The organism is Anaeromyxobacter sp. SG17 (assembly GCF_022690695.1).
Lineage (GTDB): Bacteria > Myxococcota > Myxococcia > Myxococcales > Anaeromyxobacteraceae > Anaeromyxobacter > Anaeromyxobacter soli.
The window spans coordinates 1-17682 of the sequence record NZ_JALCYX010000001.1 but is presented as its reverse complement, the minus strand read 5'-3'; the positions used below and the strand labels follow the sequence as shown (position 1 = coordinate 17682).

The window sequence follows — 17682 nt, the reverse complement described above, 5'->3', positions numbered from 1 at the left end:
GCCGGAGAGTGCATGCGCCGGCCGGGTCCCCGAGCGAATCCGGGTGCCTTCACTTCCGTGCGGTCACCGCAGCGGTGCCGGACGGAGCGGAGCCCACGGCGACGTTCGCCTTCACCTTCGCGAGCCACGCGGGGCCGATCCCCTTCACGACGAGCACGTCCTCCGGCCGGCGGAACGGCTGGCGGGCCCGCTGAGCGACGATCGCCTGGGCGCGCTTCTCTCCGACGCCCGGCAGGCGCATGAGCTCGGCGACGCTCGCGCGGTTGAGGTCGATCCGCTCGCCCGGGCCGAGCGCTCTCTTCGCGGCGAGCGCGGGGCCCGCGAGGAGCAGCACCGCGGCGGCGACCGCGGCGAGGAGGGCCCGCCTCACGGCCGCACCTCGACGGTCTCGAGCCCCACGCGGCGCGGCGCTCCGTTCCCCGCGGGCCGCCCGTCCTCGCGCAGCTCGCGCACCTGGAGCTTGTTCGTCCCGAGGGGCAAGGCGTCGAGCAGGATCGCGATGCTGCCGTCCCTGTTCGTGAACGCGACGCCGATCTTCGGCCACCAGGTCCGCTCGCCGTTCGCGCTGTCGGGGATGGCGTAGACCGCGAGCTTGCGGGCGCCGCCCTTGTCGTTCGTGTCGCTCATCTCTCTCTCCGTTCCGTTCGAGCGCGCGGTCGTGCGCGCGAGCGGCAGGAGAGCAGCGCCTGTGCCGGTCCCAACCCCGCGGGATCCTTTGGACCGTCCACGGAACGGGGGTTCAGGCCCGGCCGCGGCGGCCGCGCGGCGGCCGCGCTCTCACGCGGCGGTCGCGTCGCGCAGCCACGCCGCCGTCTCGACGAACGACGGGCCGTCGTGGATGAGGTTCCGCCCGCGCTCGGTGGTGGACGCGAGCACGCGTGGCGCGAACGCCCGATCCCAGCCGCGCTCGCGCACGAGCGCCTCCGCGTCGATCGGGTGCTCGGGCTCCGAGAACACGATCACCCAGTCCGGCGCGAGGCCCGGCACCTCGTCGAGCTCCGGCGGGGCGTACGCGTCCGGCCGATCGCCGTGCACGGGCTCGAGCCCCGCGAGCCAGAGCAGGTCGTGCACGAACGCGCGCCCCCCGGGACGCCGCAGGTGGCGGCCGAACCACAGCTCCGCGTACGCGCGTGGCCGCGGGGAGGGAGCGGAGGCGACGAGCTCGGCGCACGCGCGCTCGAGCCGGTCGCAGAGAGAGCGCGCCTCGGCGAGCCGCCCGGTGAGCGCCCCGAGCGCGACGGTGTTCTCGAGGATGCCGAACCGGCTCTGCGGCACGGGCAGGAGCGCCACCGGGAGCCCCGCCGCCGCGAGCCGGCGCGCCAGCGGGAGCTGCACGCCGTCGGTCGCCACGACGAGCTCGGGGCGGACGGCGCGGATCGCCTCGGGGTCGCCGGAGACGTAGTCGGCGACCACGGGCGCGCCGAGGCCGGGCACGTAGCGCGCGCAGTAGGGCGTGACGCCCACCACCGCGTCGCCCGCGCCGAGCGCGAAGAGCGTCTCGGTGGCGGACGAGACCAGGGAGACGATGCGCCCGGGGCGCTCCGGCAGCTCGAACGTGGTGCCGAGGAGCGGGGAGGAGATCTTCATGGAACGCTCCGTGGAGGATCGCCGAGCGAGGCGAGCGCCGGGGCGTCGCCGCGTCCGGCGGCGCCGTGATGGGACGCGACGAGCAGGGGCGGCGACGCACGAACCCCGAGCGGGAGGGGGCGGGAGACGGCGTGGCTCGCCGGCGTCACGCCACCGCGCCTCCGTGGGGGAAGTGAGGCGTGTCGCCGAGGTCCAGCTCGCCGAAGCGCGCCTCGTACTTCGCGACGTTGTCCTGGATCGCGAGCATGAGCCGCTTCATGTGCTTGGGCGTCGTGATGATCCGCGAGCGGACGGTCGCCTTCGGCGCCTGCGGCTGGATGTAGATGAGGTCGAGGGTGAACTCGGTCTCGGTGTGGTTCACCATCGCCATGTTGACGAACACTCCGTTCGCCGTGACGGGGTCGATCTCGAGCTGGAGCTGGATCGCGTGCGGCGGGACGCCGGGCTTGTCGGACATGCCGCGGTGTTAGCATGCCGGCGCCGGGAGCGCTGCCTGGACGGGGCCGTCGCACCGGGAGCATTGAAACGTAGCCCGTCCAGGGGTAAGCGATCGTTCGGTTGGCACGCACGGGCATCGAGCACGGGAGGGAGTTCGAGCTGCGCGGCGGCCCGGACGCCGTCCTGCTCCTGCACGGGCTCACGGGCTCCACCTTCGAGATGCACGTCGTGGCGCGCCGCCTCGCCGACACCGGCATGCGCTGCCTCGCGCCGGTCATGGCGGGGCACGGCGGCGACCCCCGGGACCTGCTCGGCGTGCCGTGGTCGGAGTGGATCGCGAAGGCGCGCCGGGAGCTCGGCCGGCTCGAGGGCGCGCGGCGCACGTTCGTGGTCGGCTGCTCGATGGGCGCGCTCGTCGCCTGCGCGCTCGCCCACGATCACCCGGAGCGCGTCGACGGCCTCGTCCTCCTCGCCCCCGCGCTCGAGCTCCAGCTCCACGGCCGCCTCGGCGCCTTGCTGGCGCGGCTCGGGCCGATCTCGCGGATCGTCGTCCCCAAGGAGGCGGGCTCGGACGTCCGCGATCCCGAGATGCGCGAGCGCAACCGCGGCCCGACCCTCGGCGGCGTGCCGCTCGGCGCGGTCGCGGAGCTCGCCGCGCTCGCCGCGCACGTGGACCGCCAGCTTCCGGGCATCGCCGCGCCCGCGCTGGTCGTCGCCGGGGCGCGCGATCACACCGTCACCGTCGGCGGCGCCCGGCGGATCGCGCGGCGCATCGGGAGCGGGCCGGCCGAGCTCGTGGTCCTCGAGGACAGCTGGCACCTCGTCGGGATCGACGTGGAGCGCGATCTCTGCGCCGACGTGACCGCGCGCTTCCTGACGAGCCTCCCCGTGCCGGGGGCGCGCGCCACGCCGGAGCCGGGGCGGAGGACGCGCGGCGAGGACGGCGCCCGGGCGCGGGAGCGGAGCGGCGGCACGAGGCGACGCGGGCCGGGGTGGCGCCCGCGCGCGAGGTGAGCATGGCTTCCTACGTGATGGCGATCGACCAGGGGACGACCGGGACGACCGTCCTCGTCCTCGACAAGCGGCTCGGGCTCCGCGCGCGGGTGAACCAGGAGTTCCGGCAGATCTTCCCGAAGCCGGGCTGGGTGGAGCACGATCTCGACGACATCTGGGGCTCGACGATCGCGACGGTCCAGCGCGCGCTGCGCGAGGCAGGCCTCACCGGTCGGGACATCGCCGCGATCGGAATCACGAACCAGCGCGAGACGACCGCGGCCTGGGATCGGATCTCGGGGCGCGCGCTCCACCACGCCATCGTCTGGCAGGACCGGCGCACCACCGACGTGTGCGCGTTGCTCAAGGCGGAGGGGCACGAGCCGCGGGTGCGCGAGAAGACCGGGCTCGTCATCGATCCCTACTTCTCCGCGACCAAGATGCGCTGGCTCCTCGACAACGTCCGCGGCCTGCGCGAGCGGGCGGACTCGGGCGCGGCGGCGTTCGGGACGATCGACAGCTACCTCGTCTGGCGCCTCACGAACGGCGCCACCCACGTGACGGACGTGTCGAACGCGAGCCGCACGCTGCTCATGGACCTGCGCACGCGCGCGTGGGACCGCGAGCTCCTGGACCTGTTCGGCGTGCCGCGCAACGTCCTGCCCGAGATCGTCCCCTCCTCGCACGTGTACGGCGTCACGCGGAACGTGAAGGTCCTGCCGGACGGGATCCCGGTCGCGGGCATGGCGGGCGACCAGCAGGCGGCGCTGTTCGGCCAGGCGTGCTTCCAGCCCGGCGAGGCGAAGTGCACCTACGGCACGGGCGCGTTCCTGCTCCAGAACATCGGGAAGGAGCCCCTCCTGTCGTCGCGCGGCCTCCTCACCACCGTCGCCTGGGACGTTGCCGGCGAGGTGACCTACGCGCTCGAGGGCTCCTCCTTCATCGCGGGGGCCGCCGTGCAGTGGTTGCGGGATGGGCTCGGCCTGTTCAAGAAGACGCCGGACGTCGAGGTGCTCGCGAGGCAGGTGAAGGACACGGGCGACCTCGTGTTCGTCCCGGCGCTCGCCGGGCTCGGCGCGCCGCACTGGCGCCCCGAGGCCCGCGGCGTCATCCGCGGCATCGACCGGGGCGTCACCGCCGCGCACCTCGCCCGCGCCACGCTCGAGGGCATCGCGTTCCTCATCTACGATCTCGCCGAGGCGATGCGGGCCGAGGCGGGTAAGGCCTACCCGGTCTTCAAGGTGGACGGCGGCGCCTCGCAGAACGACCTGCTCATGCAGTTCCAGGCGGACCTGCTCGACGTGCCCGTCGAGCGCCCGCGCATGATCGACACCACCGCCCTCGGCGCCGCGTTCCTCGCCGGCCTCGCGACCGGGTTCTGGAAGGATCGCGAGGAGATCCGCAAGGCGTGGAAGGTCGGCAAGCGCTTCGACCCGAGGATGAAGCCGGTCGAGCGCGAGGGGCATCTCGCGAAGTGGCGAAAGGCAGTCCAGTCGGCCTGAGTCGGCGCACGATCCCGGGCTGCTGCGCTGGGCGCGGCGGTCACCCCAACCGATCGAGCGCGTCCGCGACGGTGTCCACCCCGACGATCTCGATCCCCGACGGCACCTCGGCGTGCCGCGCGCTCGCGGCCGGGATGATGGCGCGCTCGAAGCCGAGCCGCGCCGCCTCGGCGAGGCGGATCTCGGGCTGGGAGACGGCGCGGACCTCACCCGCGAGGCCGACCTCGCCGAGCACGAGCGTCCGCCGCGGCAGCGCGCGATCGCGGAAGCTCGAGGCGAGCGCGGCCACGGCGGCGAGATCCGCGGCGGGATCGTCCACCGACAGCCCCCCGGCGACGTTCACGAAGAGATCGCAGCCCAGGATCTCCATCCCGACCTTCTTCTCGAGCACCGCCGCGAGGAGGGCCACCCGGTTCGAGTCGATCCCGAGCGCCGTGCGGCGGGGGGTGCCGAAGCCGGTCGGCGCGACGAGCGCCTGGATCTCGACGAGCAGGGTGCGCGTCCCGTTCAGCACCGCGGCCACGGCGCTGCCCGGCGCGTCCTCGGGGCGCTCGGCGAGGAACAGCGCCGACGGGTTCGTGACCTCGGCGAGCCCGCCGGCCTTCATCTCGAACACGCCGATCTCGCTCGCCGAGCCGAAGCGGTTCTTGTGCGCCCGCAGCACGCGGTACGGGTGCGCGCCCCCGCCCTCGAAGTACAGGACGGTGTCGACCATGTGCTCGAGGACGCGCGGGCCGGCGATGGCGCCGTCCTTCGTCACGTGCCCCACGAGGAAGACCGGCGTCTCGCTCGTCTTGGCGTACGCCATGAACCGCGCTGCGACCTCGCGGATCTGCGTCACCGTGCCGGGCGCGCTCTGCAGCTCGGGCAGGTACTGCGTCTGGATGGAGTCCACCGCCACCGCGGCGGGCGCGAGCGCCTCCGCCGCGTGCAGCACCTTCTGGGCGTCGGTCTCGGCGAGCACGCGGAGGTTCGGGGCACCGACCCCCAGCCGATCGGCGCGGAGCTTCACCTGGCGCGCCGACTCCTCGCCCGAGACGTACAGCACCGGCCGGTCCGGGGTGGCGCGCGCGAGGCGGTCGAGCGCCGCGAGGAGCAGGGTGGACTTGCCGATGCCGGGGTCTCCGCCGAGCAGGACGAGCGCACCCGGGACGACGCCGCCGCCGAGCACGCGGTCGAGCTCTCCGATGCCGGTCCGCTGCCGGTCCTCCTCCCGGGCCTCTACCTCGGCGAGCGAGATCGGCCTCGCCGAGCTGGCGACCCCCCAGCCGCGCGGCGACGCACCCCTCGGCTCCGGCGCGGCGACCTCCTCCTGCATCGTGTTCCACTGCTTGCAGGCCGGGCACTGGCCGAGCCACTTCGGGCTCGTCTGTCCGCACTCGGCACAGGCGTAGACGGTCTTCGCCTTCGGGGCGGGGCGGGCCATGCGCACCGTTAGCACGCGGCTCTGACCGCGTCGGGGCGGCGGGGCGAACCCTTTCGGCGTCGCTCCGTCTCCGACCTCCGTGGCGTCCACCCGAGGTCGCCCGGGAGTACACCTGAGATGACCGTAGATCGCGCCGTCCGCGTCCTCGCGGGAACCTTCGTCCTTCTTTCCCTCGCCCTGGGCGTCGAGGCGAGCCCGCTCTTCGTCTCGGCCCGCTTCCTGTGGTTCACGGCCTTCGTGGGCCTGAACCTCGTGCAGAGCGCCTTCTCGGGGTTCTGCCCGGCGGAGATGATCCTGAGGAAGGCCGGGCTGCCCGACCGGGAGCCGGAGACGCTCGCGCAGCCGCGCGCGTGAGCACCGCGCGGTCGCGACGGTGTCGTCGCGGCGCGTCACGCTCCGTCGAATGGCGCGGCGCTGGCTCGCCTGGCCGGCGGGCGACCGGCAGGAACGACGCGGCGGCGCCGTCCGTACGGGACGACGCCGCCGCCAGCGTCAGACCGCAGCGGAACCGCGGCGCATCACAGCGAAGATGAGCGAGATGACCGCGAGGATGAGCAGCAGGTGAATCCACCAGCCCAGCGTCGCGCCGGAGACCATGCCGATGGCCCACAGCACGACGAGCAGGATCGTGATCGTCCAGAGCATTGTTTCCCTCCCGATCGAGAAGCTAGCCACTGCTCCGGGGCCGACGCAGCCGGCGGCTCCGCTCCGCCGGGCCGCGGGGGGAGGTCGGCGCGGCGCGTCGTAAACCCCTGCCTGACCGGTCGGTTGACGAGCGGATCGGCGGCCTCTATCGTGCGGCTCCCATGTGCGAGACCGCCAAGACCACGCTCCCGCCCGGCATCACGCCCATCGGCGCCGACGAGGCGCGCACGCTCATCCGCCACACCTCCGGCCCTGCGCTCGAGGCGCTGCTCGATCGCGCCGAGGCCGTGCGCCGGGCCGTCCACGGCGACGAGGTGGCGCTCTGCGGCATCACGAACGCGAAGAGCGGCCGCTGCCCCGAGAACTGCGGGTTCTGCTCGCAGTCGGCGCACTTCCCCGCGGCGGACGCGCCGGTCTATCCGCTCGTCCCGGCCGAGGAGATCGTGGCCCAGGCGAAGGCCGCGGAGCGCGCCGGCGCGCGCGAGTTCTCGATCGTGACCTCCGGCACGCGCGTCGCGAAGGAGAGCGAGCTCGCGACGATCGAGGAGGCGGTGCGGAAGCTGCGCGCCGAGACGGCGGTGGAGCCGTGCGCGTCGCTCGGCCTCGTGCGCGAGCCGGAGCTCGTCCGGCTCAAGGCCGCCGGGCTCATGCACTACCATCACAACCTCGAGACGGCGCGCAGCTTCTTCGAGAACGTCTGCACCACGCACACCTACGACGAGCAGCTCGAGACCATCCGCGCCGCGAAGCGGCAGGGCCTGCAGCTGTGCTCGGGCGGCATCCTCGGGATGGGCGAGACCCCCGAGCAGCGCGTCGAGCTCGCCGAGACCATCCGCGAGCTCGGCGTCGACTGCGTGCCGATGAACTTCCTGAACCCGCGGCCCGGCACGCCGATGGAGCACGTGAGCGCGATCACCGCGGAGGAGTGCCTCGCCGCGATCGCGGTGTTCCGCCTCATGATGCCGGCCGCGCACATCTTCGTGATGGGCGGCCGCGAGGTGAACCTCGGCGTCCACCAGCACCTCATCTTCCGGGCCGGCGCGAACGGCACCATGGTCGGCAACTACCTCACGAGCGCGGGGCGCGGTCCGGGCGAGACGGTGGAGATGGTGGAGGCCCAGGGGCTCTCGCTCCGGGCGCCCGACACCGGCCGGGCCTGGTCGTTCGACGGGACGGTCCCGGCCGACGCCGAGTGGAACCGCCGCGCCGCCGAGCCGGGCGGGAAGCGGGCGCTGCCCGTCGTCGGCGCGCCGCGCGGCGGCTGCGCGTAGCCGATGGGGCGCGCCTCGCTCGACTGGATCGATCGCGAGCTCGAGGCGCTCGAGACGAAGGGGCTCCGCCGCGCGCTCGAGCCGATCGGCTCGCCCCAGGGGCCGGAGGTGGAGCTCGGCGGCCGCCGCCTCGTGAACCTCTGCTCGAACGACTACCTCGCGCTCGCGGCCGACCCGCGCCTCAGGCGCGCCGCCGCGGACGCGGCCGAGCGCGAGGGGGCGGGGAGCGGCGCCTCGCGCCTCGTCGCCGGCGATCTCCCGGTGCACGGCGCGCTCGAGCGGGCGCTCGCGGCGCACGCCGGGGCGGAGGCCGCGCTCCTGTTCGGCTCCGGCTACCACGCGAACGCGGGCGTCCCCCCGGCGCTGGTCGGACGCGACGACGCGGTCTTCTCCGACGTGCTGAACCACGCGTCCATCGTCGACGGCTGCCTCCTGTCACGCGCGGAGCTCGTGCGCTACCGGCACTGCGACGTGCAGGAGCTCGCGGACCTGCTCGCGCGCTCGCGCGCGCGGCGCAAGCTCGTCGTCACCGACGCGATCTTCTCCATGGACGGCGACGCCGCGCCGCTCCGCGAGCTCGCCGAGCTCTGCGACCGGCACGGCGCGATGCTCTACGTGGACGAGGCGCACGCGGAGGGCGTGCTCGGGCCGCGGGGCGGCGGGCTGGCCGAGGCGCTCGGGATCGCCCACCGCGTCGACGTGCACATGGGAACGCTCGGCAAGGCGCTCGGCGCGGCCGGCGCGTTCGTGGCCGGGGAGCGGCGGCTCGTCGATCTGCTGATCACCCGCGCGCGGACGTTCGTGTTCACCACGGCCCCCGCGCCCGCGGCGTCGGCCGCCGCGCTCGCCGCGCTCGGGATCGTCGCGTCGGAGCCGGAGCGCAGGGAGCGGCTCGGGGCGCTCGTCGCGCGCATGAAGGCCGGTTTGGCCCGGCTCGGGTTCGACGTGGCGCGCGTGGTCGCGCCGATCTTCCCCGTGATCCTCGGGGACGAGGCCCGGGCCGTCGCCGCGTCCCAGGCGCTCCGCGAGCGCGGCTTCTACGTGCGCGCGATTCGCCCGCCCACGGTGCCGCGCGGCACGAGCCGGCTGCGCGTCACGCTGACCGCAGGGCACACGGAGGCGCAGGTGGACGCCTTCCTCGGCGCGCTCGCAGAGGTGATCCCCCTAGCCGCGAAGGGCTGAGCCGAACCGGGGTCCCCGTCGGCTCACCCTTCGCGACACGCTCTCGCCTCCGCTAGGATGGGTGCATGGCAGCGGGTGGCCTCGGGGGCCTCGGCCGGATGCTCGTCCTCGCCGGCGCGATCATCGCGCTCGCCGGGGTCCTCCTCATCCTCGCCGAGCGCTTCCCCGGGCTTCGCCTCGGACGGCTGCCGGGCGACGTCTCCGTGGAGCGGGACGGCTTCCGCCTCTACCTCCCGCTCGGCACGTCGATCGTCCTGTCGATCCTCCTCACGCTGCTGCTCTGGCTCCTCGGTCGACGAGGCTGACCGTCCGCGTCACGGCGCCTGGCAGAGCGCGGGCGGCGTGTGGACCTGCAGCGTGGCGGGCGTGACGACAGCCGCCGCTCGGTCTCGCTGAGCGGTGGCCGGCGGCGTCCGCGCGCGGCGCGGCGCGTCGGTCTGCTGCGCGGCGCGCGCAGCGAGGACGTGGGCGTAGGCGTCGCGTCGCGCCTCGACCCCGTACAGCCATTCGGCGCTCGACTTCGTGGGCACCAGGTCGGTCGCGAAGGCGACGGCGATACCGAGCCAGAGAGCGATCGTGACGAACCCGGCGAGACGCCGCCTGCGCGGCAACCCGGCAAAGAGGACTTCCTGCTTCTCGCGCGTCATTTTCCGCTCCTCCAGAGGGCGCTGCCACCACCCGATGATCTAGAGCAGCGAGAAGCAGTCTCGTGACGCGCGCCGGCGCGGTCCCTGGGGGGCCCACCGCAGGGCCAGGGGTATCACCGGAGGCGCGCGTAGCCCACGAGCGTCTGTAGCTCGAAGGGACTTCCCTTACCGACTTCACCTGACGCACAGCTCGTGAACGTGCCGCGGCCGACCGCGCGCGCGTACGCGCCCGTGCCGCCCACGACCGTCCAGCGCCCGAACAGCGCCGGGAAGCGCGGCACCTTCGCGGTGCGCTGCACGCGGAGGACGAGCGTCCCGCGCGCGCCCTCGAGCACGCGCTCCACCGTCGCCTGCGACGCGAACCCGCCGTCGTCCCGCGCCGTCCCCTCGTCGAGGAGGTCGCCGGAGACCGTCTCGAGCCGGAACTTGCCGGTGTACTGCCAGGGCGGGAACGTGACGCGGACCTCGACGCGCTCGGCGCCGGCCGGCGGTGGCTCCGGAGCGGGGGGCGGGAGCCGCGGTGGCGTGGGCGCGTCGGCGTGCGCGGGCGCGGCGGCGAGCGCGGCCACGAGGGAGAGGGCGGCGAGGGCGCGGGCGTTCACGGTCATCCTCCCCGCGCCGAGGTCGGCGGCGGAAGGCCGGCGCCCGGCTCTCCCTCCGGAGGCCGGCGGGGCTCGGGCGCCCGCCCGTGGCGCTGCTCGCACGCGCCGGCCCGGCGCTCCGCCTCCGCCGCGCTCTCCCCGAGGATCTGGACCCGGTGCGCCACCGGCAGGCACGCCGTCGTCGAGGCGCGCAGGAGGGCGAGCACGCGTCCCCACGAGACGGTCCACACGCGAGCGGTGCCGTCGACCGAGGCCGTCGCGAGCTCGGTGCCGTCCGGGCTGAACGCCGCGTGCCCCACGCTGCCGTCGTGGCCGCGCAGGATGAGCGGCTCGCCGGTGCCCGAGGCCGGGTAGACGCGCACGATGCCGTCGTGCGAGGTGAGCGCGATGCGGTCGCCGTCCGGGCTCGCCGCCGCGGAGAAGAGCCCCTCCGGCAGCGCCGCGATGGGCGGCAGCTCCTCGAGCGGCTCGAGCCGGTACACGTGCAGCGGCCCGTTCTCCTCGGCGACGAGCAGGCGCGTCCCGTCGGGCGTCACCGTCGCGCGGAAGACGCTCCGCTCCGCGCGGATGACGCTCGCCGGGGAGCCGTCCACCGGCCAGATGCGGACGGTGGCGTCGAGCTGCGAGGCCGAGACCACGAACTTGCCGTCCGGCGTCCAGCACACCGAGGTGATGCCCTTCTCGTGGCCGTACAGCACGAGCGGCTCGCCGTCTCCGTCGGCGGGCCAGATGCGCACGGTCCCGTCGAGCGAGGCGCTCGCGATGCGGGTGCCGTCGGGGCTGAACGCCGCCGAGAGGACCGAGCTCGTGTGGCCGCGCAGCTCGCGGAGCAGCCGCCCGTCGCGGGCGTCCCAGAGCCGTACCGTCCCGTCCTCCGACGCCGTCACGAGCCGCCGCTCGTCGCGATCCAGGTCCGCCGAGTGCAGCACGCGACCCGGGTCGGAGATGACGAGGGGGGCGCCGTCCCCGTGGATGGGCCAGATCCGCGCCGTGCCGTCGTGCCCGGCGGTGACGATGCGCGTGCCGTCGCGCGTCCACTCGACGGTGTCCACGAGCTCGCCGTGCCCGCGGAGGACGCCGCGCTCCCGCGGGTCCTCGGCCTTCCAGACGCGGATCGTCCGATCCTTCCCCCGCGTGAAGATGCGCGATCCGTCGGGAGAGAACGCCGCCTCGAAGGCCGTGTGGCCGCGGAGCACGAGCGGCGTGCCCTCGCCGTCGGCCGCCCACACGCGCGCGGTCCCGTCCGCGCCGACGGTGAGGACGTGCGCGCCGTCGGGGCTGAAGCGCGCGTCGATGACGGCGCCGCGGTGGCCGCGCAGGCGCACCTGCTGGGCGGGCGCGGAGACCGGGTGGATCCGCGCGGACCCGTCCTGCGAGGCGATCACGATCCGCCGCGAGTCGGGGCTGAACGCGACGGAGGAGAGCGGCGCGCCCGCCGCGCCGAACGCCGCGCGGGGCGTGCCGCCGTCGGAGAAGAGGCGCGCCACCCCGTCCTCGGAGGCCGTCGCGATCGCGCCGCCGTCGGGGGCCCAGGCGAGCGCGAAGATCGCACCGCCGGGCAGGGTCACGCGCGCGAGCAGCGCGCCCGAGCGCGTGTCGAACACGCGCAGGTGCCCGTCTCCGCCGCCGGTGGCGAGCCGCGCGCCGTCCGGTGCGTAGGCGAGGGTCAGCACCGCCCCGTCGTGGACGAGCGGGCGCGCCGGCCGCGCGCCGTCGAGCGGGACGATCCAGGCGCGCCCGTCGAGCGCGCCGACCGCGGCGGATCGGCCGTCGGGCGCGACCGCCAGCGCCGCGTGCGGGCTCGAGCCGGCGGCCAGCACGAGCGGCCTCCCGCTCGCGTCCGCGCGGAACACCCTCAGCTCGCCGTCGTGCGTCCCCACGACGACGCGCGCCCCGTCGGGCGTGAAGGCGAGCGCGGTCGTGTGCAGGCCCGGGGCGGTGAGGACGCGAGCGCCCCCGGTGCCGTCCGCGTTCCAGATGGCCACGCCCGCCGCCGGGGCGCCGCCGCCGGCCGCCTCCGCCGAGCCCACCCCCACGGCGACCTCTCTGCCGTCGGGGCTCACCGCGAGCCCGAGGCCGCCCGGCGGGTGGTCGAGCACGGCGACGGGGATCGGCTCCGACAGGATCCGCTGCGCGATCTCGAGCGCGCGGGCGGGCGGATCCTCGCCGAGCTCGGTCATGAGGAGCGCCGCGGCGAGCGGGTCGGAGGCGCCCTCCGCCGCGCTCGCGATGCGCGAGGCGCGCAGGGCGCGCTCGGCCTCGCCGCGCGCCCGGAGCGCGAGCGCCGCCGCGCCCGAGGCCGCGGCGATCGTGATCGTGCCGAGCACCGCCGCGACGCGGCGCAGCCGGCGGTGGCGCAGCGCCCGGGAGGCGGCGGCGGCCCGCTCGGTGTACGCCTCCTCCACGCGCTGCAGGGCGGCGAGGAGGGCGCTCGCGCTCTGGGGGCGCCCGGCGGGATCCTTCGAGAGGGCGCTCGCGAGCAGCGCGGGGAGCTCGGGCGGCGCGTCGTGCAGGGGGAGCGGCGGCGGCGGGCCGGGATCGAGGGCCGCGCTCCGGCCCTCGACCTGCGGGAACGGGAGCCGTCCGGCGAGCATCTGGAAGAGCATCACCGCGGCGCTGAACACGTCGGCGCGCGCGTCGCCGGGCTCTCCCCGGAGCTGCTCTGGCGCCATGTAGGCCGGCGTGCCGCCGGCGAGGCTCGCGCGATCGAGGAGGCGGGCGAGGCCGAAGTCGAGGATCTTCAGGCCGCCCTCGTCGGTGAGGAAGACGTTGCCCGGCGTGAGGTCCCGGTGGACGACGCCGTTCGCGTGGGCGTGCACGAGCCCGCGCGCGACGTCGCGCGCGAACCGCACCGCCTCGAGCGGCGCCAGCGCGCCGCGGCGGATCCGCTGCTGGAGGGTCTCGCCGCGGAGGAGCTCGAGGATGAGGTACGGCGTCCCCTCGTGGATCCCGTAGTCGTGCAGCGTGACGACGTTCGGGTGGTTGAGCCGGGCGGCCGCCTCGGCCTCCTCGCGGAGCGGCTTCTCGAGCAGCGCCGGCTGCGCGAGCGACGGGCGCATGGCCTTGAACGCGACGAGCCGCCCGAGCTCCGTGTCTCGCGCCTCGAAGACCACGCCGAAGCCGCCGCGCCCCACCTCACGGAGGAGCTCGAACCTCCCGATCCGCTGGCCCGCCACGATGGGGCGGGCGAGGTCGCCGGGATCGCGCGCGGGCGCGCTCGCGAGCTCCATGAGCAGGGAGGACAGAGCCTCGCCGTCCCCCGCCAGCTCCGGGGAGGTGGGGCGCCGCGGGTGGATCCCGTCGTCCATGCGCTCCCGCGCTCCTACTCGAGGAGCCCCTCCTCGCGTGCCATCCGGGCGAGCCGCTCCTTGAGGCGCTCGAACCGCTTGCGGAGCGCCGGCTCGTCCACGCCCTCACCCTCCTCCGCGAGGACGGTCGCGACCTCCCGCCAGGACAGGCCGCGATCGAGCCGGAGCACGAGCAGCGTCTGCTCGTCGGGCGAGAGGCGCGCGCGCAGGAGGTCGATGCCGCGCTGCCGCGCCTCGCGCTGCCCGAGGAGGACGCTCGAGCGCACCTCCTCCGCGATGCGCGACAGCTCCGTGGTCTCCAGGCGCCTGCCGCGCTGCCGGTACGGATCGCGCAGGTGGCGCGCCGCGGCGTGCCAGGCGAGCCGGTACGCCCAGACGCGCACCGGGCACTCGCCGCGGAACCCGGGGAGCCCGCGCCAGAGATCCTCGGTGAACTGGGAGAAGACCTCGGCCGCGTCCGCGTCGTTGCGCAGGATCGAGGTGAGGTACCCCAGGATCTGGGGGCCGTAGTCGCGGACGACCGCCTCCGCGCCGGCCTGGAGCTCTCCGTCCTCGATGAGCGCCCCAGCGCGGTCGTCCCTCATGCGCGCGGACCTCCCTGCCGGCTCCCACCTCCGGGGCACGGCTACCAGGCCGGGATCATGACCGACCGGACGGATCCGTTCAACGCACACGAGGCTGCCCAATTTCGTCCTCCGCGGGTCGCCCCCGCAGCGCGGGCGAGGGCTCCCCCGGAGCGAGGCGCGGGCGGGGACGACGTGACGTGCCGTTTCAGCGCGCGTGCTCGCGCGCGTGCTCCTGTAGCTCTCCCACGGCGTCCCTGGCGCGCGCCTCGGGCGAGCGATCGGTCCACATCCGCACGAGGAGGCCAGCGCCGAACCCCACGATCGCGGCCACGATCGCGCCGATGAGGAGCGTGCGCGCCCGCTGCCGCCGGTGCGCGTCCGCCACGATCGCGTCCGCCCGCGCCTCGCCCCCCCTGCGATCCCGCCGCCTCGCCATCTACAGCCCCATGCGCTGCACCTGGTAGCCCCGCTCGCGCAGCGCGGTGAGGAGCTCCTCGACGTGCTCGGGCCCGCGCGTCTCGAGCGTGAGCTGGAGGGTGGTGTCGCCGAACCGGTAGGCGAACGCGCGCGTGTGGTGGACCTCGATCACGTTCGCGCGGTGGTGGGCGACGATCGAGGACACCTTCGCGAGCTGGCCTGGCTTGTCCTGGAGCGCGACGCTGATGCGGACGAGCCGGCCGTCCTTCACGAGGCCGCGCTCGATCACCCGGGCGACGAGGTTCACGTCGATGTTGCCGCCCGAGACGATCGCGACGACGTTGCGGCCCTCGACGCCGCGCAGCTTCCGCTGCATCAGCGCGGCGACCGTGACGGCGCCGGCGCCCTCGGCGACCGTCTTCTCGCGCTCGAGGAGGTACAGGATCGCGCTCGCGATCTCCTCCTCGGAGACGGTGACGATGTCGTCCACGTAGCGCTTCACGTGGTCGAGGGTGAGCTCGCCCGCGCGCTTCACGGCGATGCCGTCGGCGATGGTGTTCGCCGGCTCGAGCGTCACGGGCTTGCCCGCGTCGATCGCCGCGATCATGCAGGGCAGAGCCTCGGTCTCGACGCCGACGACGCGCACGCCCGGACGGCGCTCCTTCGCCGCCACCGCCACGCCGGACACGAGCCCGCCGCCGCCGATCGGGACGACGATCGTCTCGACCTCCGGATCCTGATCGAGGATCTCGAGGCCGATCGTCCCCTGGCCCGCGATGATGGCGGGGTCGTCGAACGGGTGGACGAACGTGAGCCCCTCGACCTGCTCGAGCCTCCGCGCCTCCGCGTACGCCTCGTCGTAGTTCGCGCCGTGGAGGACGATCCGCGCGCCGTGCGCGCGGGTGTTCGCGACCTTCGTGATGGGCGTCGTCTCCGGCATCACGATGGTCGCCTTCACGCCCAGCCGGCCGGCGTGGTACGCGACCGCCTGCGCGTGGTTGCCCGCGCTCGCCGCGATGAGACCGAGATCGCGCTCCGCCGGCGAGAGCAGGAGGAGCTTGTTCAGCGCCCCGCGCTCCTTGTAGGCGCCGGTCATCTGCAGGTTCTCGAGCTTGAGGTGGGCGCTCGTGCCGGTCAGCCGGGAGAGCGTCTCGCTGCGGGCGCAGGGCGAGACGTAGATGCGATCCCGGATCCGGCCGAGCGCAGCCTGGACGTCCTGGAGCGTGATCATGTGGGAGGGTGACGCTACCCCTCGCGGGCGATCGATCGCAAGGCCGGGGGCGCGCGGCGGGCCTGCGCGTCGGCCGTGAGGCCAGCGACGGGCTCGGCGGTGACGGAGGCGGCGCGCCGCCGTCGCCGGGCTTCGGCGAACGGCGTGCGCCGCGCCGCCTAGTGCTGGACCAGGCGGCGGGCCAGCTCGACGCGGTTCCGGACGCCGAGCTTGTCGAAGATCGTCTTGAGGTGGCTCTTCACGGTCTGCGAGGCGATCCCGAGCCGCTCCGCGACCTCGCGCGACCGCAGCCCGTCGGCGACGAGCAGGGCGACCTCGCGTTCACGCTGGGTGAGCCCATCGCCGGGAGAGGCTTGCACGGGCTCGGGCCCGATCTGCACCGGCTCCGGCAGCGGCTCCCGCCAGAGGTGCAGCTGCGTCTTGCCCTTCCCGACCGCGGTGACCTCGATCCGGAGCCGCTCGCCGTGGCCCTCCATCACGAGCGTGCGGCGGATCCCCGGCGGCCCTTGCTGCGCCCCGTCGGTGAGGCCTCGGAGCTCGCTCGGAATGGTTGCGCCGTCGGTGGCCTCCGGGAAGAACACGCGTAGCATGTCCTCCGCTTGACGGTCGCAGCGGAGCATGGCGTCGCCCTCGCAATGAGCCGCGGCGCCCCGCGGTGCGGGGACGCGAACGTTCGCGCGCATCATGGCACTGCACCCCCTGTCGTCTCTGTGGAGACAGGTCCCACATACTACAGGCTTGAAAACAACAGGTCACCCGACGCGGGCCGCTCGAAAGCTAATTTGGGTTTTCGCCTGCCAGATCAGGGGCCTTCGTGTCCGGTGACCCAAGGACTCTGCGCGGGTTCACCGCAGGCACCGACCGTGGGTACGGGCGAGCGCAGCGTGCGATCTGCCGCAGCCGGGGAGACGCTCCGTGACCGCGGAGGTCGAGCGGGCGAGCGGCCGCGAACGCGCTGGACACGCTCGGGATCCGCGCGGAGACTCGAAGCCATGCCCTTCCCCGACCTGCGCGAGCTCGCCCGGCGCATCGAACGCGCCGAGGCGGAGCAGCTCGCGCGGACCGGCGAGCCGGGGCCGAGCGGAGCGCTCGAGCTCGGGGGCGGGCTCGCAGTCTCCAAGGGGCAGGGCTCGCCGTTCTCGGCGGCGCTCGGCGTGGGCCTCGCGGGCACGGTGACCGCCGCGGAGGTCGACCGCATCGAGGCGCACCTCGGGAGCGGCGGTGGCGCGATCCGGATCGAGATCGCCGCGCCGGCCGATGCGTCGCTCCGCGCGGAGCTGGCGCGGCGCGGCTATCGCATCGAGCGGTTCCACCAGATCTGGTTCCGCGCGCCCACGCCGCTCCCGGAGGCGCCCACCGTGGAGGTCCGGCCGATCCGGCGGGAGGAGGAGCGCGCCTGGGCCGAGACCTTCGCCGTGGCGTACTTCGGGCGGATGCCGCAGTACGCCTCCATGATCGAGGGGCTCCTGACGATGCCCCGGGCCCCGGGCAACGTCGCGTTCGGCGCGTTCGAGCGCGGCACGCTCGCGGGGGTCGCGCTCGCCTCCGCGCACCGCGGCGTGGCGACGCTGTCGGGCGCCGGCGTCGTGCCCGAGCGGCGCGGGGGCGGCCTCCAGCTCGCGCTCGTGCGCGCGCGGCTCGCGTGGGCGGCCGCGCTGGGGTGCGATCTCGCCGCCTCCGCGACCGAGCCCGGGACGGCCTCGCAGCGGACGCTCGAGAAGGCGGGCTTCCGCTGCGCGTACCCGCGGGCCGTGCTGGTGAGGGAGCGATGAGCGCCGCGCGCGGGATCGCGCTCGCGCTGGCGCTCGCGGCCTTGCCGCTCGGCGCGTGCGCGCGGCGCGGAGCGGCGGCGGCGCCCGCGGCGACC

Annotated in this window: 20 protein-coding genes; 7 read left to right on the top strand and 13 right to left on the bottom strand. The window is 75.0% G+C overall.

The window, feature by feature from the left end; all coding sequences use genetic code 11:
- Positions 1 to 49: 49 nt before the first annotated feature.
- The 4 genes from MNY60_RS00100 to MNY60_RS00085 form a co-directional block, all read right to left on the bottom strand.
- Positions 50 to 370, bottom strand: coding sequence for a helix-hairpin-helix domain-containing protein (locus tag MNY60_RS00100; RefSeq protein WP_242337797.1), 321 nt, complete (start codon positions 368 to 370; stop codon positions 50 to 52).
- Positions 367 to 627, bottom strand: coding sequence for a hypothetical protein (locus MNY60_RS00095; RefSeq protein ID WP_242352873.1), 261 nt, complete (start codon positions 625 to 627; stop codon positions 367 to 369). Before MNY60_RS00095 ends, MNY60_RS00100 begins: the two co-directional genes overlap by 4 nt.
- A gap of 150 nt (positions 628 to 777) precedes the next feature.
- Positions 778 to 1587: an ABC transporter substrate-binding protein gene (locus MNY60_RS00090; protein WP_242359812.1), complete on the bottom strand. Its 810-nt coding sequence runs from the start codon at positions 1585 to 1587 to the stop codon at positions 778 to 780.
- Positions 1588 to 1732: 145 nt separating this feature from the next.
- Positions 1733 to 2044 carry a DUF3467 domain-containing protein gene (locus MNY60_RS00085; protein ID WP_242337791.1) on the bottom strand — a complete coding sequence of 104 codons (312 nt, stop codon included), beginning with the start codon at positions 2042 to 2044 and terminating at the stop codon, positions 1733 to 1735.
- Between the two features lie 101 nt (positions 2045 to 2145).
- On the opposite strand from MNY60_RS00085, the gene MNY60_RS00080 reads away from it, so the two are divergent.
- Positions 2146 to 3039 carry a carboxylesterase gene (locus tag MNY60_RS00080; RefSeq protein ID WP_242359811.1) on the top strand — a complete coding sequence of 298 codons (894 nt, stop codon included), beginning with the start codon at positions 2146 to 2148 and terminating at the stop codon, positions 3037 to 3039.
- A 2-nt stretch (positions 3040 to 3041) separates the two neighbouring features.
- Positions 3042 to 4520 (top strand): glycerol kinase GlpK, encoded by a 1479-nt coding sequence (gene glpK, locus MNY60_RS00075; RefSeq protein WP_242337787.1) that lies wholly within the window; start codon positions 3042 to 3044, stop codon positions 4518 to 4520.
- Positions 4521 to 4560: 40 nt separating this feature from the next.
- On the opposite strand, the gene radA is transcribed toward glpK, so the two are convergent.
- On the bottom strand, positions 4561 to 5946 hold the full coding sequence (gene radA, locus MNY60_RS00070; RefSeq protein WP_242359810.1) for a DNA repair protein RadA: 1386 nt from the start codon (positions 5944 to 5946) through the stop codon (positions 4561 to 4563).
- 117 nt (positions 5947 to 6063) lie between these two features.
- Between radA and MNY60_RS00065 the strand changes: the two genes are divergently transcribed.
- The gene (locus tag MNY60_RS00065) at positions 6064 to 6300 is read left to right on the top strand and encodes a DUF2892 domain-containing protein (protein ID WP_242337783.1); all 237 of its coding nucleotides are present in this window, start codon (positions 6064 to 6066) and stop codon (positions 6298 to 6300) included.
- Positions 6301 to 6438: 138 nt separating this feature from the next.
- Here the strand turns inward: MNY60_RS00065 and MNY60_RS00060 are convergent, their stop codons facing one another.
- A complete protein-coding gene (locus tag MNY60_RS00060) occupies positions 6439 to 6591 on the bottom strand; it encodes a lmo0937 family membrane protein (protein WP_242337781.1) in 153 nt (50 codons plus the stop codon).
- A gap of 161 nt (positions 6592 to 6752) precedes the next feature.
- Here MNY60_RS00060 and bioB point away from each other — a divergent pair, with 161 nt between their 5' ends.
- The 3 genes from bioB to MNY60_RS00045 all read left to right on the top strand — a co-directional run bounded on the left by bioB (position 6753) and on the right by MNY60_RS00045 (position 9349).
- Complete coding sequence (bioB, locus tag MNY60_RS00055; RefSeq protein ID WP_242352865.1) at positions 6753 to 7862, top strand: biotin synthase BioB; 1110 nt, start codon at positions 6753 to 6755, stop codon at positions 7860 to 7862.
- 3 nt (positions 7863 to 7865) lie between these two features.
- A complete protein-coding gene (gene bioF, locus MNY60_RS00050; protein WP_242337777.1) occupies positions 7866 to 9044 on the top strand; it encodes an 8-amino-7-oxononanoate synthase in 1179 nt (392 codons plus the stop codon).
- Between the two features lie 65 nt (positions 9045 to 9109).
- A complete protein-coding gene (locus MNY60_RS00045; RefSeq protein WP_242337775.1) occupies positions 9110 to 9349 on the top strand; it encodes a DUF2905 domain-containing protein in 240 nt (79 codons plus the stop codon).
- Between the two features lie 9 nt (positions 9350 to 9358).
- Here the strand turns inward: MNY60_RS00045 and MNY60_RS00040 are convergent, their stop codons facing one another.
- The 7 genes from MNY60_RS00040 to MNY60_RS00010 all read right to left on the bottom strand — a co-directional run bounded on the left by MNY60_RS00040 (position 9359) and on the right by MNY60_RS00010 (position 16405).
- Positions 9359 to 9691 (bottom strand): hypothetical protein, encoded by a 333-nt coding sequence (locus MNY60_RS00040; protein ID WP_242337773.1) that lies wholly within the window; start codon positions 9689 to 9691, stop codon positions 9359 to 9361.
- A 113-nt stretch (positions 9692 to 9804) separates the two neighbouring features.
- A complete protein-coding gene (locus MNY60_RS00035; protein WP_374109391.1) occupies positions 9805 to 10293 on the bottom strand; it encodes a hypothetical protein in 489 nt (162 codons plus the stop codon).
- A 2-nt stretch (positions 10294 to 10295) separates the two neighbouring features.
- Positions 10296 to 13601, bottom strand: a complete 3306-nt coding sequence (locus MNY60_RS00030; RefSeq protein ID WP_242359809.1) for a protein kinase — start codon at positions 13599 to 13601, stop codon at positions 10296 to 10298.
- 14 nt (positions 13602 to 13615) lie between these two features.
- Positions 13616 to 14185 carry an RNA polymerase sigma factor gene (locus MNY60_RS00025; RefSeq protein ID WP_242341454.1) on the bottom strand — a complete coding sequence of 190 codons (570 nt, stop codon included), beginning with the start codon at positions 14183 to 14185 and terminating at the stop codon, positions 13616 to 13618.
- A 187-nt stretch (positions 14186 to 14372) separates the two neighbouring features.
- A complete protein-coding gene (locus MNY60_RS00020) occupies positions 14373 to 14603 on the bottom strand; it encodes a hypothetical protein (RefSeq protein WP_242341453.1) in 231 nt (76 codons plus the stop codon).
- Positions 14604 to 15815: a threonine ammonia-lyase gene (locus MNY60_RS00015; protein ID WP_242341452.1), complete on the bottom strand. Its 1212-nt coding sequence runs from the start codon at positions 15813 to 15815 to the stop codon at positions 14604 to 14606. It lies immediately after the preceding gene.
- 158 nt (positions 15816 to 15973) lie between these two features.
- Complete coding sequence (locus MNY60_RS00010; RefSeq protein ID WP_242352990.1) at positions 15974 to 16405, bottom strand: helix-turn-helix transcriptional regulator; 432 nt, start codon at positions 16403 to 16405, stop codon at positions 15974 to 15976.
- A 402-nt stretch (positions 16406 to 16807) separates the two neighbouring features.
- Between MNY60_RS00010 and MNY60_RS00005 the strand changes: the two genes are divergently transcribed.
- Positions 16808 to 17587 (top strand): GNAT family N-acetyltransferase, encoded by a 780-nt coding sequence (locus tag MNY60_RS00005; protein WP_242352854.1) that lies wholly within the window; start codon positions 16808 to 16810, stop codon positions 17585 to 17587.
- The last annotated feature ends 95 nt before the right edge of the window (positions 17588 to 17682 follow it).

Bases quoted from the DNA above. Each gene is read 5' to 3' on its own strand.
- MNY60_RS00095 (WP_242352873.1), bottom strand. From the start codon at position 627: ATGAGCGACACGAACGACAAGGGCGGCGCCCGCAAGCTCGCGGTCTAC.
- MNY60_RS00090 (WP_242359812.1), bottom strand. From the start codon at position 1,587: ATGAAGATCTCCTCCCCGCTCCTCGGCACCACGTTCGAGCTGCCGGAG.
- MNY60_RS00085 (WP_242337791.1), bottom strand. From the start codon at position 2,044: ATGTCCGACAAGCCCGGCGTCCCGCCGCACGCGATCCAGCTCCAGCTC.
- glpK (WP_242337787.1), top strand. From the start codon at position 3,042: ATGGCTTCCTACGTGATGGCGATCGACCAGGGGACGACCGGGACGACC.
- radA (WP_242359810.1), bottom strand. From the start codon at position 5,946: ATGGCCCGCCCCGCCCCGAAGGCGAAGACCGTCTACGCCTGTGCCGAG.
- MNY60_RS00065 (WP_242337783.1), top strand. From the start codon at position 6,064: ATGACCGTAGATCGCGCCGTCCGCGTCCTCGCGGGAACCTTCGTCCTT.
- MNY60_RS00060 (WP_242337781.1), bottom strand. From the start codon at position 6,591: ATGCTCTGGACGATCACGATCCTGCTCGTCGTGCTGTGGGCCATCGGC.
- bioB (WP_242352865.1), top strand. From the start codon at position 6,753: ATGTGCGAGACCGCCAAGACCACGCTCCCGCCCGGCATCACGCCCATC.
- bioF (WP_242337777.1), top strand. From the start codon at position 7,866: ATGGGGCGCGCCTCGCTCGACTGGATCGATCGCGAGCTCGAGGCGCTC.
- MNY60_RS00045 (WP_242337775.1), top strand. From the start codon at position 9,110: ATGGCAGCGGGTGGCCTCGGGGGCCTCGGCCGGATGCTCGTCCTCGCC.
- MNY60_RS00040 (WP_242337773.1), bottom strand. From the start codon at position 9,691: ATGACGCGCGAGAAGCAGGAAGTCCTCTTTGCCGGGTTGCCGCGCAGG.
- MNY60_RS00030 (WP_242359809.1), bottom strand. From the start codon at position 13,601: ATGGACGACGGGATCCACCCGCGGCGCCCCACCTCCCCGGAGCTGGCG.
- MNY60_RS00025 (WP_242341454.1), bottom strand. From the start codon at position 14,185: ATGAGGGACGACCGCGCTGGGGCGCTCATCGAGGACGGAGAGCTCCAG.
- MNY60_RS00020 (WP_242341453.1), bottom strand. From the start codon at position 14,603: ATGGCGAGGCGGCGGGATCGCAGGGGGGGCGAGGCGCGGGCGGACGCG.
- MNY60_RS00015 (WP_242341452.1), bottom strand. From the start codon at position 15,815: ATGATCACGCTCCAGGACGTCCAGGCTGCGCTCGGCCGGATCCGGGAT.
- MNY60_RS00010 (WP_242352990.1), bottom strand. From the start codon at position 16,405: ATGCTACGCGTGTTCTTCCCGGAGGCCACCGACGGCGCAACCATTCCG.
- MNY60_RS00005 (WP_242352854.1), top strand. From the start codon at position 16,808: ATGCCCTTCCCCGACCTGCGCGAGCTCGCCCGGCGCATCGAACGCGCC.